This window comes from Promicromonospora noduliphila (genome assembly GCF_056951025.1).
On sequence record NZ_CM167806.1, the window covers coordinates 329,141 to 343,933 of the forward strand.

13 protein-coding genes are annotated in these 14,793 nt (G+C 73.4%); 4 read left to right on the plus strand and 9 right to left on the minus strand.

The annotated features are described in order from the left end of the window. Window positions 1-17 precede the first annotated feature (17 nt). Window positions 18-1,016, minus strand: a complete 999-nt coding sequence (locus tag AC0QU1_RS01370) for a helix-turn-helix domain-containing protein (RefSeq protein ID WP_483573871.1) — start codon at window positions 1,014-1,016, stop codon at window positions 18-20. Window positions 1,017-1,116: 100 nt separating this feature from the next. Between AC0QU1_RS01370 and AC0QU1_RS01375 the strand changes: the two genes are divergently transcribed. Next, the gene (locus AC0QU1_RS01375) at window positions 1,117-1,977 is read left to right on the plus strand and encodes an alpha/beta hydrolase family protein (RefSeq protein WP_483573872.1); all 861 of its coding nucleotides are present in this window, start codon (window positions 1,117-1,119) and stop codon (window positions 1,975-1,977) included. Between the two features lie 317 nt (window positions 1,978-2,294). Here the strand turns inward: AC0QU1_RS01375 and AC0QU1_RS01380 are convergent, their stop codons facing one another. From AC0QU1_RS01380 to AC0QU1_RS01390, 3 genes are all read right to left on the minus strand, one after another. Next, complete coding sequence (locus AC0QU1_RS01380; protein ID WP_483573873.1) at window positions 2,295-3,437, minus strand: MaoC/PaaZ C-terminal domain-containing protein; 1,143 nt, start codon at window positions 3,435-3,437, stop codon at window positions 2,295-2,297. A gap of 128 nt (window positions 3,438-3,565) precedes the next feature. Next, window positions 3,566-4,909, minus strand: coding sequence for a 3-oxoacyl-ACP reductase (locus AC0QU1_RS01385; protein WP_483573874.1), 1,344 nt, complete (start codon window positions 4,907-4,909; stop codon window positions 3,566-3,568). 35 nt (window positions 4,910-4,944) lie between these two features. After that, entirely contained in the window at window positions 4,945-6,267 is a 1,323-nt protein-coding gene (locus AC0QU1_RS01390) for an acetyl-CoA C-acetyltransferase (RefSeq protein ID WP_483573875.1), read from the minus strand. A gap of 165 nt (window positions 6,268-6,432) precedes the next feature. Here AC0QU1_RS01390 and AC0QU1_RS01395 point away from each other — a divergent pair, with 165 nt between their 5' ends. Both AC0QU1_RS01395 and AC0QU1_RS01400 read left to right on the plus strand, forming a co-directional pair. Further along, entirely contained in the window at window positions 6,433-7,167 is a 735-nt protein-coding gene (locus AC0QU1_RS01395) for a TetR/AcrR family transcriptional regulator (protein ID WP_483573876.1), read from the plus strand. A 61-nt stretch (window positions 7,168-7,228) separates the two neighbouring features. After that, a complete protein-coding gene (locus tag AC0QU1_RS01400) occupies window positions 7,229-9,343 on the plus strand; it encodes an acyl-CoA dehydrogenase family protein (RefSeq protein ID WP_483573877.1) in 2,115 nt (704 codons plus the stop codon). A gap of 13 nt (window positions 9,344-9,356) precedes the next feature. Here the strand turns inward: AC0QU1_RS01400 and AC0QU1_RS01405 are convergent, their stop codons facing one another. Both AC0QU1_RS01405 and AC0QU1_RS01410 read right to left on the minus strand, forming a co-directional pair. Next, on the minus strand, window positions 9,357-9,662 hold the full coding sequence (locus tag AC0QU1_RS01405; RefSeq protein WP_483573878.1) for a hypothetical protein: 306 nt from the start codon (window positions 9,660-9,662) through the stop codon (window positions 9,357-9,359). 309 nt (window positions 9,663-9,971) lie between these two features. Then, window positions 9,972-10,853, minus strand: coding sequence for a DUF2599 domain-containing protein (locus tag AC0QU1_RS01410; protein WP_483573879.1), 882 nt, complete (start codon window positions 10,851-10,853; stop codon window positions 9,972-9,974). Window positions 10,854-10,937: 84 nt separating this feature from the next. Here AC0QU1_RS01410 and AC0QU1_RS01415 point away from each other — a divergent pair, with 84 nt between their 5' ends. Then, entirely contained in the window at window positions 10,938-11,588 is a 651-nt protein-coding gene (locus AC0QU1_RS01415; protein ID WP_483573880.1) for a hypothetical protein, read from the plus strand. Here AC0QU1_RS01415 and AC0QU1_RS01420 read toward each other — a convergent pair. From AC0QU1_RS01420 to AC0QU1_RS01430, 3 genes are all read right to left on the minus strand, one after another. Beyond that, a complete protein-coding gene (locus AC0QU1_RS01420; protein WP_483573881.1) occupies window positions 11,554-12,729 on the minus strand; it encodes a T6SS immunity protein Tdi1 domain-containing protein in 1,176 nt (391 codons plus the stop codon). The genes AC0QU1_RS01415 and AC0QU1_RS01420 overlap by 35 nt on opposite strands. Before the next feature lie 89 nt (window positions 12,730-12,818). Further along, entirely contained in the window at window positions 12,819-13,469 is a 651-nt protein-coding gene (locus AC0QU1_RS01425; protein ID WP_483573882.1) for a response regulator transcription factor, read from the minus strand. Further along, window positions 13,466-14,575, minus strand: a complete 1,110-nt coding sequence (locus AC0QU1_RS01430; RefSeq protein WP_483573883.1) for a sensor histidine kinase — start codon at window positions 14,573-14,575, stop codon at window positions 13,466-13,468. Before AC0QU1_RS01430 ends, AC0QU1_RS01425 begins: the two co-directional genes overlap by 4 nt. Window positions 14,576-14,793 lie beyond the last annotated feature (218 nt).

The following is a 14,793-nucleotide window of genomic DNA, read 5'->3' on the forward strand; positions in this document are numbered from 1 at the left end:
TGTCACGGAGCGCCGCGTCAGAGCCAGCCCTTACGCGCGGCGTGCCAGCCGAGCTGGATGCGGGTGGAGACCCCCGCGATGTCCATCAGCACCTTGACCCGCCGCTGCACGGTCCGCAGGGAGAGGCCGAGCTGGTTGGCCAGGGACTGGTCCGTGAGGCCGGCGAGCATGAGCCCGAGGATCCTGGCGTCCTGCGGGTCGAGGTCGCCGTCCGGCTGCTCGCCCGGCCGCGCGAACGGGGTCGCGTCCCGCCACACGCTCTCGAACAGCGCGATCAGGGCGTCCAGCAGCCCCGACGGGTGGATGACCAGCGCGCCCACCAGGTCGGGCGCCACGCCGGAGCCCTCGGCACCGGAGTCGACGACGGTCTGGATCGGCACGAACGCGAGCCGGCGGTCGATGATGAACAGCTTGATCGGCACCCGCTCCGAGAACCGCACGTCCTCGCCGTTCTCGATGGCCTCGACGACGTCGTCGACCCGCAGCACGCCGGTGTCGAGGAAGACCCGGTCGATCACCACCCGGTACCGGACGCCGCGCGCCACCGCCTGGTCCTCCGCGGTGTTCTCGTCAGCGGGCATCACGAAGACCGGCGGCTTGGTGAACGACTCGACGGTCTCGCGCGCGCCGAGCTGGAGCTGGATGATGCGCTGCTTGACGGCGTCGGCGCCGCGCACCACGTCGACGACGTCGGTCGCCGGCCGCAGCGCCGACGACCGCCGGAACTCCTCCTCCAGCTCGATCAGCTCGATCTGCGCCGCGCGGATCTCGTCGTTCCGGCGGGCGAGCACGGCGCCCAGCGCGATCTCGGGCGGCGCGGCCTGGAAGCGGGAGTCGTCGGCGCTCTGCCGCGTCGCGAGGCCGTGGCCCTCCAGCGCGCGCAGCACGTCCAGCGCCTCGCCCTGGTCGCACCCGAGCCGGTGCCCCAGCTCCGCCGCGTCGAGCGAGGGTGACCCCACGAGCTCCCGGTACGCGAGCGACTGGGACCTCGTCAGGCCGAGCACATCGCCGAGCATGGCATCCTCCCGCCGGATGAATTCACCGCGCCGTGGCGAGGATACGCCGTGGCACCACGGCCGACGCCGGCCGCGTGGTCCGGTTGGTAGCCTCCGGCACGTGACCACAGAGGACGTGCGTTTCTCCGCCGACGGCGGCCAGCCCGTCGCCGGCCGCTGGTTCCTGCCGGACGGCGCACCGGCCGGCGTCGTGGCGATCGCACCCGCCATGGCCATGCCGATGCGGTTCTACCGGCACCTGGCGGCCTGGCTGGCGGAGCGGGGCTTCGCGGTGCTCACGTTCTCGTACCGCGGCTCGGAGCCGGAGCTCTACGGCCCGTTACGGACCTCCACGGCGACCGCCCTCGACTGGTACCACGACGCCGAGGCCGCCGCCGTCCACGCCGGCGCCCGAGCCGCCGCATCCGGCGCTCCGCTGACCTGGATCGGCCACTCGTTCGGCGGCCAGAGCCTCGGCTTCCTGTCCGACGTCGGGGTGGACCGCTGCGTCATGGTGGCGTCCGGGACGGGCTGGCGGGGCAAGGCCGCACCGCGGATCAGGATCTGGTCGCCCCTGCTGTGGCGGGTCATCGCGCCGGCGGCGATCGCGCTGGTCGGCTACTACCCGGGCCGACGGCTCCGGATCCTGGACGATCTGCCGGGCGGCGTCATGCGCCAGTGGGGCCGCTGGTGCCTGCACCCGGACTACCTGTTCAGCGAGTACCCAGAGCTGCGGGACCGCTTCGCGAAGGTCGCGACGCCGGTCACCGCGCTCTGGACCGCGGACGACGAACTGCTGACCCCCGACTCGATCCGCTACTGGAGCAGGGAGTTCCCGGGCACGGACATCGAGCTCGTCGAGATGCGCGCCGCCGACCACGGCCTGAGCCACATCGGGCACTCGGGCTTCTTCCGCCCCAAGCGCGCGGTCCTCTGGGAGAAGGTGCTGCTCCCCCGGCTCGCCCGCGGGGTTCCGGCCTGACCGACCGCGGTTCAAGCGCGGGCAGGTTCTGGCTCATGGCGAGCACCGCGACGGCGAGGAGGGCGGGGCCTCTGCGGGTGCGTGGGTGCTGAGCCTGGCCGGGCCTCGTGGACATCCTGGCGCGTGCGAAGGCCGCGGGGGAGCAGTGCAGTGGCGCTGCGTGGGTATGCGGGCGTCCCGTGGTGCATCTACCTGAGCGTGGGTATGTGGATATGCGGAGGCGCGGAGCAAGTTGCCCCGCGGGGGTGTGTTGCGCCAGGTAGACAGGGTCTACACGGTGCAACACACCCCCGGGAGCCAAACGTTTCCGGCCGAGCTCACAGAGGCGTGATCGTGCCCCGGAAGTGCCGGGTGTCCTTTCCGGACCTCCAGCCGTCGTACACGAACGCGGTCCTCGCGCCCGCTCCGACCTTCGAGTCGGTAGCGCTGGCCGAGCTCGCACCAGCGGAGCGCGCGCCAGCGGCCGAGCCAACAGCGCCGGCTGAGCCGGTCGAGGCCCCCGGCACATCGGCCGCGTACCGGATCGCCACGTCGACCGTCCCCGGCAGCAGCACGGGCTTGAAGAACTCGACGGTCCACTCGTAGGCCTCGCTCCGCCGCGCGGGCCCAACCTCCGCCAGCGCGCGCGCCGCCGTGTACATCCCGTGCGCGATGGTGCGCGGGAAGCCGAACGCCCTGGCGCCCAGGTTCGACGTGTGGATCGGGTTCACGTCGCCCGACACCGCGCCGTAGGCCCGTCCGACCCCGCCGCCGAGCTTCCAACGCGCCGTCGGCAGCGGCGCCGTCCACTCCGCGCGCGGCGCGTCGCCAGCACCCGCGGTGTCGCCCGCGCCGGCCGCGCCGGCAGCGTCGTCCGCACCCGCCACGTCACCCGCTCGCGCCGTCGTGCCCGGCGCCGTCCCGTCGTCATGCGCCCCGTCGTCGTCCGCCCTGAAGCCCTTGGCGAGGTACGTCGACACGCCCCGGTAGGCGAGCTCGCCGTCCACCAGGACCTCTGCAACCAGGTCCACCTGGACGCCTCGGCGGTGGGCGCGGGCGTCCTGGGCCCAGGCCCGCACCTCGAGCGTGTCGCCGAGCCGCACCGGCCGGAGCACGCGCGCCACGTTCTTCAGGTGCACCAGGCCGGGCAGCGGCAGCGGGAAGTCCCCGCGCACCATCACGGCCGTGGCCAGCGGGAACGCCAGCACGTGCAGGAACCCGGCCGGCAGCACCTCCGACGGCGGCTCGCCCAGCAGCCGCTGGTACGCCGCCAGGTGTGCCGCCTCGCCCGTCGTGTCCACGTGGGCCACGCGGTAGGTCACCGCGGGCAGCCGGACCGCACCCTTCGGGCGCTTGCCGGCCGACCCGGCCATGCCCCGCGCGAACAGCCCGCCCAGCTTCGGCAGCGCAGGCAGCTCGCTCACCTCGTACGACGACGGCGTGCCCGCCTCAGGCGCGTTCGTCACCTCGTCGCCGCTCACCGTTGCCACCTCCGCGCCACCACGACGCTCCGTTGCGGCTGTCGCCCCACCACGATGCTCCGCTCCCGACGTCGCCCCACCGCGACGCTCCGCTGCCGCCCCACCATGACGCCCCGTTCCCGACGAGCTCACTTGCCCACCAGGTGCTGACCGCACACGCGGAGGGTCTGCCCGTTGATCCCCGCTGCCGGGTCGGACGCGAGGAAGCAGATGGCCTCGGCGATGTCGACGGGCAGCCCGCCCTGGCCGAGCGACGGCATCCGGCGCGCCACGGCGCGGGTGAGCGCGGGCACCTTCGCCGTCATCTCGGTCTCGATCCAGCCGGGAGCCACGGCGTTCGTGGTCCCGCCGACGGCCGCGAGCACCGGTGCGCCGGCGGCGGCGTTGGCGATCACGCCGGCCTTCGTGTAGCCGTAGTTCGTCTGCCCCCGGTTGCCGGCCAGGCCGGTCGTCGAGGCCAGGGAGACGATGCGCAGGCCCTCGACGCCGGCCGCGAGCAGCCGCTCGTTGATCCGGAGCTGCGCCGTGAGGTTCACGGCGATGACCGGGTCCCACCGGTCCGGCGTCATGTTGGCCAGCAGCTTGTCGCGCGTGATGCCCGCGTTGTGCACGAGGATGTCCAGCCCGCCGAGCGGCTTGGCCGCGGCCAAGATCTTGTCGGCGGCGTCGTCGGCGGTGATGTCGAGCTGGAGCGCCACGCCGCCGATCTCGTTCGCGACCGCCGCAAGGGACTCGCCGGCGGGCGGTACGTCGATCACGACCACCTTGGCGCCGTCGCGGGCCATGGTCCGGGCGATCGCCGCGCCGATGCCGCGCGCGGCGCCGGTGACGACGGCGACCTTGCCGGCGAGGGGCTGCTCCCAGTCCACCGGCCCGGCCGTGTCGGACGGCCCGACGGGCAGGAGCTGGCCGTCCACGTACGCCGACTTGGCGGACAGGAAGAAGCGCAGCGTCGCGGCCGCAGAGGGGGAGTCCACCCCGGCACCGCCCGTGAGCTGGATCCCGTTGGCGGTGGAGCCGCCGCGCAGCTCCTTGCCGAGCGAGCGGACCAGGCCCTCGACCCCGCCGCGAGTGGCGGCGAGGACGGGCGCGTCTCCGGCCTCCGCGGCGCGCGAGATCGTCACGACCCGGCCGTTCCCAGCCAGCCGGCGCAGGACGCCCGCGGCGGTGAGCACGGGCGCCGACACCGCGTCCGGGGTCTCCGCGCCGGTCAGCACCAGCACGACGGCGCCGAACCGCTCGCCCTCCGCGGTCTCCGGGCTGCGGCGCACGTCGACGTCCCAGCCGGACAGGGCCTTGGCCACGGCATCGGCGTCGGCGGCCGAGGCGTCGTCGGACACCACCAGGACCGGGCCGACGGTGAGCGGGCTGCCCGGCCGGTAGCGCCGGAGGATGGCCGGCTGGGGCAGGCCCAGCCTCTTGATGACGGGCTTGAGCGTTCCGTTGGCCAGGTTGAGATAGCTGTCGGTCACGATGTCCTCTATCGATTGCGGTGGGACGGGCGGGCTCAGACGGACTCGACGATGGCGGTGGCGCCGAGGCCGCCGGCGGCGCAGACCGAGATCAGCGCCCGCGCGGGCTGTCCGGTCTCCGCGGCCTTCGCGGCCACCAGCTTGGCCGCGGTCGCGATGATGCGGCCGCCGGTCGCCGCGAACGGGTGGCCGGCGGCGAGCGAGGAGCCGTTCACGTTGAGCTTGCTGCGGTCGACCTTGCCGAACGCGCCGTCGAGCCCGAGCTCCGTGCGGCAGTACTCCTCGTTCTCCCACGCGGCGAGCGTGGTCAGCACCGTGGAGGCGAACGCCTCGTGGATCTCGAAGAAGTCGAAGTCGTCGAGCGTGAGGCTGTTGCGGGCCAGCAGGCGCGGGACGGCGGCCACCGGGGCCATGAGCAGCCCCTCGTGACCGTGCACGAAGTCGACGGCGGCCGTCTCGGCGTCCACGAACTTCGCCAGGACCGGCAGCTCGCGGTCCTCCGCCCACTCGCGCGAGGCGAACAGGACGGCGGAGGCGCCGTCGGTCAGCGGTGTGGAGTTGCCCGCGGTCATCGTGGCCTCGTGGTCGAGCGAGGTGCCGAACACCGGCTTGAGCTTGGCGAGCTTCTCGGGCGACGTGTCCGCCCGCAGGTTGTCGTCGCGGGTCAGCCCTTTGTACGGCGTGACGAGGTCGTCGAAGAAGCCGGACTCCCATGCACGGGCCAGGTTGCGGTGCGAGTTGTACGCGATCTCGTCCTGGGCCTCGCGGGTGATGCCCCACTTCGCCGTCGTGATCGCCTGGTGCTCGCCCATCGAGAGGTGCGTGCGCGGCTCGCCGGTGCTCGGGGAGACCGGGGCCAGGTCCTTCGGGCGGATCTGGAGCAGCGCCCTGATCTTCGCGCCGGTGGTCTTGGCGTGGTTGGCGTCCAGCAGCGCGTTGCGCAGCCGGTCGCTGACGACGATCGGCGCGTCGGACACGGTGTCCGTGCCGCCGGCGATCGCGGACTCGATCTGGCCCAGCTTGATCTTGTTGGTCACCGCGATGGCGGCCTCGAGGCCGGTGGCGCAGGCCTGCTGCACGTCGTAGGCGGGGGTGGTGGGTGAAAGTGACGAACCCAGTACGCTCTCGCGGATCAGGTTGAAGTTCTTGCTGTGCTTGAGCACGGCGCCGCCGACGACCTCACCCAGGCGCTCGCCCTGCAGGCCGAAGCGGGCGACCAGGCCCTCGAGGGCAGCGGTGAACATGTCCTGGTTGCTGGTCCGGACGTACTTCTTGCCGGCACGGGAGAACGGGATGCGGTTGCCGCCGATGATCACGGCTTCGCGCGTGGACGGTACGGGGGACGGGGTAGTGGACACGTCGCTGTTCCTTCTCACTTCATCGTCGGGCGGTGCATGGTCGGGCGAGTGCGGGCGGCGACCCGTTCGCGCGGGGTGGTGCCCAGGACTCACAGTACCTGATACTCTCAGTCTCGTGAGACGAATCACAAGACCTCTAGCGAGTGACGGTGGGGAGGCGGGCCGATGAGCATCGGAGTCGACGGTCGTTCGACCCGCTGGGACGACCACCGCACCGCCCGCAGGGCAGAGCTCGTCCGGGCGGCGCGCAAGGCCGTGCACCGCCTCGGGCCCGCGGTCTCGATGGACGAGATCGCGGCGGCCGCCGGTACGTCCAAGTCCATCGTCTACCGGTACTTCGACGACAAGGCGGGCCTGCGGCTCGCCGTCGCCGAGACCGTGGTGATGCAGATGCACGACGCCCTGCGCGCCGCCGCGCAGGGCGCGGACAGCCCGGAGATGGCGCTGCGCGAGATGGTACGGGTCTACCTCGAGATGATCGAGAGCTCGCCCAACGTCTACTGGTTCGTCACCCGCACCTCGATCGGCGGCAACGAGCCGGCACCCGCGGAGAACGGCCGCCGCGGTCGTCGTCCGGCAGCGCCCGCTGCCGACGACGCGGCGTCGGGCGCCCCGGGGGACCTGCACCCGCTCGGTGCCTACCTCGACTCGGTGATCGAGCTCGTCGCCGAGCCGTTCGCGCGGGCCACCGACGTCCCCCACGCCGATGCAGCGGCCTGGGCCGCGGGCGCCGTCGGCTTCGTACGCGGCTCCGGCGAGTGGTGGCTCGGCCACCGCAACGTCGGGACCGACCCGCTGACCCGCGAGGTGCTGACCGAGCGCGTGACGCTCTGGCTCTGGACCGGACCCGTCGGCGTGCTGCACCACAACCGTCCCGGCACCGCACCGGCTACCGCCTGACTCCGACCCGACCTCCCGACATCCAGCACCCGGCCCGCCGGCCGAACACCGAGGAGAACCGATGACGACCACCTCAGAGCCCGTTTCCACCGCGGCCGCCCCGCAGGCCGCCGCGCCACTGCCCGAGGCGACCCGTCCGGCGTCGGGCACCCGTGTGGACGTCCCAGCGCTGCAGCAGCTCCTGCTCGGCCGCTGGCCCGAGGTGCGGGCGGAGGCGCGCCGCATGGTGGCGGAGCACCCAGAGCTCTGGAAGAAGGAGGGGATCACCAAGGAGGAGCACCGGGAGATCGCCCTCGCGCAGATGAAGCAGATGGTGCCGTACGGCCAGGTGCTGCGGGCCTTCCCGGAGCGGCTCGGGGGCCGCGACCAGGCGGGCGCCAACCTGGTGGGCTTCGAGGAGCTCGTCGCCGCCGACCCGTCGCTCCAGATCAAGTCGGGCGTGCAGTGGGGCCTCTTCGGTGCGGCGATCCTGCACCTCGGCACCGAGGAGCAGCAGGACCGCCTGCTGCCGGGCGCGATGGACCTGACGGTCCCCGGCGCGTTCGCGATGACCGAGACGGGCCACGGCTCCGACGTCGCCTCGATCGGCACCACCGCGACGTACGACCCGGAGACCGAGGAGTTCGTCATCAACACCCCGTTCCGCGGGGCGTGGAAGCAGTACCTCGGCAACGCGGCGGTGCACGGCGTCGCCGCGACGGTGTTCGCACAGCTCATCACCAACGGCGTGGACCACGGCGTGCACTGCTTCTACGTGCCGATCCGCGACCCGCAGACGATGGAGTACCTGCCGGGCGTCGGCGGTGAGGACGACGGCCAGAAGGGCGGCCTCAACGGCATCGACAACGGCAAGCTGCACTTCACGAACGTGCGCGTGCCGCGGCGCGACCTGCTCGCCCGCTACGGCCAGGTGGCCGCGGACGGCACGTACACCTCCCCGATCGACAGCCCCGGCCGGCGCTTCTTCACCATGCTCGGCGCGCTCGTGCAGGGCCGCGTGTCCCTCGACGGCGCGTCCATCGGCGCGGCCAAGATCGGCCTCGCGATCGCCACGAAGTACGCAGCGGAGCGCCGCCAGTTCTCGCCGTCGGCGGGGGCCGACGAGCTGACGCTGCTCGACTACGCGACGCACCGCCGTCGGCTCTTCCCGCGGATCGCGGAGGCGTACGCGATGCACTTTGCGCACGAGGAGCTGCTGGAGCTGTTCGACGCCGTGTTCTCGGGCCGCGAGGACACCCCTGCCAAGCGCGAGGACCTGGAGACGACGGCGGCAGCGCTCAAGGCGACCTCCACCTGGTACGCCCTCGACACGCTGCAGGAGTGCCGCGAGGCCTGCGGTGGCGCGGGCTTCCTCGCCGAGAACCGGTTCACCGGCCTGCGCGCCGACCTCGACGTCTACGCCACCTTCGAGGGTGACAACCACGTGCTGCTGCAGCTCGCCGCCAAGCGCCTCGTCGGCGACTACGGCAAGCGGCTGGCCAAGGTCGCCAAGTCCCCCGCCGGCATGGCGGGCATCGTGGCAGGGCAGGCGAAGGACGCGGTGCTGCACAAGCTCCCGCTGCGCAGGCTCGGCCAGTCGGTGGCCGACGGCGGTGGTGCGCGCGCGGCGGGCCGCCTGCTGGACGCCGACGTGCAGCGCGGGCTGATCGCCGGTCGCTACGAGGGCATGGTCGCCGCGACCGCGCTGGGCATGCGCCCGGCGCTCAAGGCCGACTCGATCAAGGCGCAGGAGATCTTCGACGACAACCAGGTGAGCCTGCTCGGGTCCGCGGCGGCGTGGGCCGAGCTGGTCCGCTGGGACGCGTTCACCAAGGCCATCGGCACCGTCTCCGACCCGGGCAACCGCGCGGTGCTCACCCTGCTCCGCGACATCTACGGCCTTACCGTCATCGAGCGCCACCTCGACTGGTACCTGACCAACGGCCGCCTCTCGACCGGGCGGGCCAAGGCCGTGACGGCGACGATCGACCGCCTGCTCAAGGAGCTGCGCCCGCACGTGCTCGATGTCGTCGACGGCTGGGGCTTCACGCAGGAGCACCTGCGTGCCCCGATCGCCGACGGCTCCGAGAAGGTCCGCCAGGACGAGGCGCGCGCGTACTACCGCGAGCTGCGGGCGAGCGGCACGGCGCCGGTCAGCGAGAAGGAGCTGCGCAAGCAGCAGGCCAGGACCGCCTGACGCCGCGAACGGGTCAGGCGGCGTCGGGCACCGCCGCGACGACCGGGACGGGGAGCTGCTCCACCGGGGCCGGGACGGGCTCGGTGGCGGACTCCTCGTCCTCGTCGTCGGCGGGTCGCGCGAGCGGCCCGCCGAGGGTGACCGACGCGCGCACGGCCGGTGCGGGTTCCGGTGTGGCGCGCACGACGAAGAAAGTGCCCGCCAGTCCGAGGAGGACGGCGAGCACGATGAGCGGTACGAGCTGGTACGCGAGTGTGATGCCGAGAAGTGCGCCGCAGCCCACGGCGACTATCGATCCGAGGACGAGTACACGGGTCATCAGGAGCCTCCCTGCCAAGGTGTCTCCGAGGAGAAATGCCTGACCCCAGGGGGAACTGCCGTACGTGCCGGGCTCCGGCCGAGGCCATTCGGGCGTCTGGGAGCGCACGAGGGCGAGGACCGGGAGTCCGGCTGAGCTGGGGCTCATCGATTGTCGGCGAGCCTGCCTCGCCGTCGTTCCAGCAAACCCCAACCGGGGCGGCTCCGCACCTCGAACCGCACCGGTCCTGGTCACGACTGGGTCACGACCTGGTACGGGCGGGCACGCTCACGCGCCGGGCGGGCACGTTCATGCGCCGGGCCGGCGCGCTCACACCGGGTTGCAGTGCGCGGTGGCCGTGAGGATCAGGCCGACGTCGGGCCGCCAGGGCTCGAGGTTCCAGGTGCCCTTGTCGGGGGCGCCCACCGCATGGCACACGAGCTGGTCGTCCATGGTCGAGCTGCCCGCCTCGGGTTCTGCCGCCACGAGCTGGGTGCGGATCAGCTCGAGCCCCGCCTCGCCCGCGTACCTGGCCCAGTCCGTCGGGTCGACGGCGAGCGAGCGCCCGCCCTCGTTCTCTCCCCAGACGGTGTCCTCGATCGCGTCGGTGCCGACCACGAGCGTGACCCGCACCGGCTCGGCGCGGGCCGGCTCGTCGTCGGCGCCGAGGGCCGTCCCGCCGAGCCGGTCGTCGATCTCCAGCCGCGCGTGGGTCGCGTCCGTATCCGTCACCTCGATCCGCGGCGCGTCGTCCGCGCTGCCCGACGGCGGCTCGGGCGGGCCGATCGCCGCGACGGGTGTGCCGCCGCCGTCGAGCACGGCGATGCTGCCGTCGGAGTCGACGTCGAGGGCGCCGGGCGAGGCGAGCGCGAGCCGGGCTGAGCCGCCGGGGGCGAGGGTCAGGGTGACCGTCGTGGTGCCCGGCCCGCGTTCGTCCGCGCGCACGACGGCGGGTTCCTGCGCCCCGACGCGCAGGACGACGTCGCCGACGGTGACCGTGCTGGTGTGCAGGTTCGCGGCCGGGTCGGCCGGCGGCTCCGGCGATGTCAGTGGCGAGTGTGATGCTGTGGGCGTCGGCTCACCCGGGCCGTCCGAACCCCCGGCGCGCTCGGTCAGGCCGCAGCCGCTCAGGGCGAGGAGGGTGGCCGCTGCGGCGCACGCGGCGAGGGCCTGAGCGGCGGCTGGTCGGGCGAGGGCTGATCGGATCGGCACACGCCCATTGTGCGGGTAGCGGGTGGCGGGCACCGGTCGCCATGCCGGGTGGCGCGTGTCGGTGTCACCCCCTATGGTTAGAACATGCGTTCGAACAAGGTCCTGGTGGCTCGCGGTCCGGCCGACGTGCCGGGCCGGTCTTCGCGTGGTGTGGCTGCGCCGCGTGAGTCGGGGTTCGCGAGCGGTTTCGCGAACCTCACGGAGGCGGTCGACGCCGTGGTGGCGGTCGACGCGCTTCTCGCATCGCTCGCGGCGTCGCGTGCCGTGCTCATGGAATCGGTCCGGGAGTGGGTGGCCGACCAGCCCGAGCTCTTCGAGACCGCGGACGTCGAGGCGGACGATCCCGCCGGCCTGGCGACGGAGCTGGTCGAGCGGCTGGCGAAGGCGCTGCGGGTGCCGGAGGGGTCGGTCGTCGCGCTCATCGAGGAGTCCCGGGCGCTGGTGCACGAGCACCCGCGCACGCTCGCGGCGCTCCGCGGCGGGCACATCACGCACGCGCACGCGCAGACGATCCTCGGCTACACCGACGGGCTGCGCCGGGCGAACCGGCTGGCGCTGGAGACCCGCCTGCTCAAGCACGCGCGGACCAGCACGCCCGGAGAGCTGAGCATGGTCGCCCGGGACGAGCGCAAGCGTCGGCTCCGGCCGGAGCGGATGGCCGAGCCGCAGCCGGCGCATCCGAGGCGCGGGCGGCAGCGGATCAGCGCTTACCCCACAGGTCGTCCCACGCGGTGAACGGGTCGTCGGCGGGTGGCGCCTGCTGGTGACCGCCGGCAGGCGCCGCCTGTCCGCCCCACGCGGGAGCGTCCCACGTGGGTGCGGCCGGGGCCGGCTGGTCCTGGCCGGCACCGTACGGGGCCCAGGTCTGCTGGGCGTACGGTCCGCCCGGCTGATCGGCCGCGCCGGCCGCGGGCTGCTCGGCACCGTACTGTCCGGTCGCGTACTGCTCGGCCGCATAGTGGTCGGTGGTGTACTGCCCGGTCGTGTACTGGTCCGGGTCCGCGGCGTAGGACCCGGAGGCGGCGGGATAGGACGAGTCGTACGCGGCCTCGTGCCCGTCGGACGGGGTGGCGGCCTGGGCCGGCCGGTGCGGCTCCAGCCAGGGCTGCGCGGACTCGGTCTGCCCCGACCAGAGGGGGCCGCCCGCGTTCTGCCCGGACCACGGCCGTGCGCGCCCGGGCGTCCCGAGGTCCTGGGCCCCGCTGCTCTCGGCACCGTGGCTCTGCGTGATGTACGGGGTCCGGCCGCCCCGGTCCGGCTCGCGCCGGGGCGACGGGTAGCCGTCGTCGTTCCGCCGCGGGGCGGCGACCGCCGCGAAGGTGCCCGTTGCCAGGTACTGCTCGAACGGGACGTCGAAGGTCTCGTCCTCCGACCACGCCGGGTCCCAGGGCTGGGCGACCGGGGGAGCCGCCCTGCGGCCGCCGTCCGGCATGGGGGGCAGGCGGATCTCGCCCGAGCTGTGCAGCACCCGGTCGTGCATCTGCCCCACCCAGTTGAGCGCGAGCTCGAAGCGCATGGTGCCGAGGCCGTTGACGCCCAGCTCGCCGCCCAGGGCGGGGTGCGGGTTGAAGGTGTAGACGTCTTCCTCGTTGAGGCGGATGCCGCGGCTCCGGGCGTCGCGGACCAGGTCGTCCATGAGGTAGGTGGCCCGGCCCTCGGCCGACTCCAGCTCCTCGTACATGGTGACGGCGGAGTTCCAGCGCAGCTCGAGCGTGCCCTCGACCGTGTCCAGGAACCACCAGCCGTCCAGCGACTCGAGGAAGATGTCGCCGAAGCAGGTGGCGAAGCGCGGGTTCTGCTCACGAAGCCCCAGCCACTGCCACGAGGCAAGCCCGAACTCGAAGGCAACCTTCGGGAAAGTCCGGAGCAGCTTCATGTCCGAATGAAACCACTATCGGGTAAACGTCGGGAAGCCCCACGTGACATCTTTGTTTCACCCTGCGCGCGGCCCCGCGCGCCGCGCACTCAGGCCAGGCCGGACTGGTAGGCGAACACCACGAGCTGGGCGCGGTCGCGGGCCGAAAGCTTGACCATCGCGCGCGACACGTGGGTCCGGGCGGTGGCCGGGCTGAGTACCAGCTCTGCCGCTATCTCGTGGTTGCTCATGCCCTGCGCCACCAGGCCGACGACCTCCCGCTCGCGGTCGGTGAGATCCCCGATCCGGGGGTGCGGCTCCAGGGCGCGTGGGGACGCAGCGGTGAACTCCCGGATCAGCGTCCGCGTGGCCGACGGCGCCAGCAGCGCGCCGCCGTCGTGCACCGTGCGGACGGCGGCCACGAGGTGGGCCGGCGGCGTGTTCTTGAGGAGGAACCCGCTGGCCCCGGCGCGCAGGCCGTCGACGACGTACTGGTCGTGCTCGAACGTGGTGAGCAGTACCACGCGCGTGCCGGTGAGGTCCGGGTCCTCCGCGATGCGCCGCGTCGCCTCGATGCCGTCGATGCCGGGCATCCGGATGTCCATGAGCACCACGTGCGGCCGCACGCGGCGAGCCTCGGCGACCGCGGCGATGCCGTCGGCGGCCTCGCCGGCCACCGCCATGTCGTCCTCCCCCGAGATGAGCGCGCGCAGGCCCATCCGGACGAGGTCCTGGTCGTCCACGAGCAGCACCGAGATCATGCGATAACCTCCGCGGGCAGCGCGGCCCGCACCTCGAAGGACTCCTCGACGGGTCCGGCCTCCAGCCGCCCGCCCAGGGACTCGACACGGTGCCGCATCCCGGTGATGCCGAAGCCCGCGACGAACGCGCCGTCGGCGGTGCGCGGGTTGCGGACCGCGAGCCGGACGGCGTCCGGCTCGTAGGCCACCTCGACCTGCGCCGCCGCGCCGGCGCCGTGCTTGACCACGTTGGTCAGCGACTCCTGGAGCACACGATAGGCGGCGAGGTCCACGGCGTCGGGCAGCGGCCGGGGCGTGCCGGTGACCACGAGGTCCACCGAGACGCCCGCCGAGCGGACGCGCTGCGCGAGCGCCTCCAGGTTGGCGAGCCCGGCCGTCGGCGCCCGCTCTGGGCCGCCGCCGGCACGCGATCCGGGCCGGATCTCCGCGAGCGTGGTCCGCAGCTCGGTCAGGGCCTCGTTCGCCGCCTTCGAGATGGCCTCGAGCGCGGCGGTGGCGTCCTGCGGCCTGCCGAGGTGGAGGGCGATGTCCGCCTGCATCTGGATGGCGGCCAGGCCGTGCCCCACGACGTCGTGCACCTCGTGCGCGAGCTGCAGCCGCTCGTCGTCGCGGGCCTGCTGCTCCGCCGCCGCACGCTCCGCCGACCGCGCCTCGTACCACACGCGCCGGGCCACGCCGATGCTGAACGGCACGGCGACGAAGGCGGCCGCCGGCACCAGGCCGGCCGGGATGCCCAGCCCGGCCGGATGCGTGAAGACGTGCACCACGAGCAGCAGCAGCGTCGGCGCGGCGTACAGCAGCGCTGGACGGAGCGGACGGCGCCGGGCCAGGGAGTAGACCGCCACCCCGAGGCACAGCATCACCGGCCCGTACGGGTAGGCGAGCAGCAGGTAGCCGACGGTCGCGCCGACCACGACGCCCAGCGTGAGCACGGGCCGGCGGGTGCGGAACAGGGTGCCCACCGCCGCGGTGAGCGCCAGCGCGTAGCCCAGGGCGTCGACCGGGCGGTCCACCGTGGACGACCCGTCCAGGAACGGCAGCGAGACCAGCACCAGCGCCGTGAGCACCGCGGTCACGCCGACGTCGACCAGACGCGGCTTGCCCATGTTCCTCACCTCCAGCCCCACTGTGCCTCGACAGCCCCCACTGTGTCCGACGTCGGACGGCGCGTCACCCCCTGCCCGCCGTAGCCGCGGTTACGTCAGGGGACGTAGCTGCCCGGCGCGCGCCGACGTCGGACGGCGCAGCGCGGGTGCCGCCCCGCGGCCGATTCCCCACCTGCGCCAGGCAGGGACGCTGGGACGCGGTGGGCGCCGCCGGGTGC

Coding starts and splice junctions, on each gene's coding strand:
- AC0QU1_RS01370 (WP_483573871.1), bottom strand. CDS start 1,016: ATGCTCGGCGATGTGCTCGGCCTGACGAGGTCCCAGTCGCTCGCGTAC.
- AC0QU1_RS01395 (WP_483573876.1), top strand. CDS start 6,433: ATGAGCATCGGAGTCGACGGTCGTTCGACCCGCTGGGACGACCACCGC.
- AC0QU1_RS01400 (WP_483573877.1), top strand. CDS start 7,229: ATGACGACCACCTCAGAGCCCGTTTCCACCGCGGCCGCCCCGCAGGCC.
- AC0QU1_RS01405 (WP_483573878.1), bottom strand. CDS start 9,662: ATGACCCGTGTACTCGTCCTCGGATCGATAGTCGCCGTGGGCTGCGGC.
- AC0QU1_RS01415 (WP_483573880.1), top strand. CDS start 10,938: ATGCGTTCGAACAAGGTCCTGGTGGCTCGCGGTCCGGCCGACGTGCCG.
- AC0QU1_RS01420 (WP_483573881.1), bottom strand. CDS start 12,729: ATGAAGCTGCTCCGGACTTTCCCGAAGGTTGCCTTCGAGTTCGGGCTT.
- AC0QU1_RS01425 (WP_483573882.1), bottom strand. CDS start 13,469: ATGATCTCGGTGCTGCTCGTGGACGACCAGGACCTCGTCCGGATGGGC.
- AC0QU1_RS01430 (WP_483573883.1), bottom strand. CDS start 14,575: ATGGGCAAGCCGCGTCTGGTCGACGTCGGCGTGACCGCGGTGCTCACG.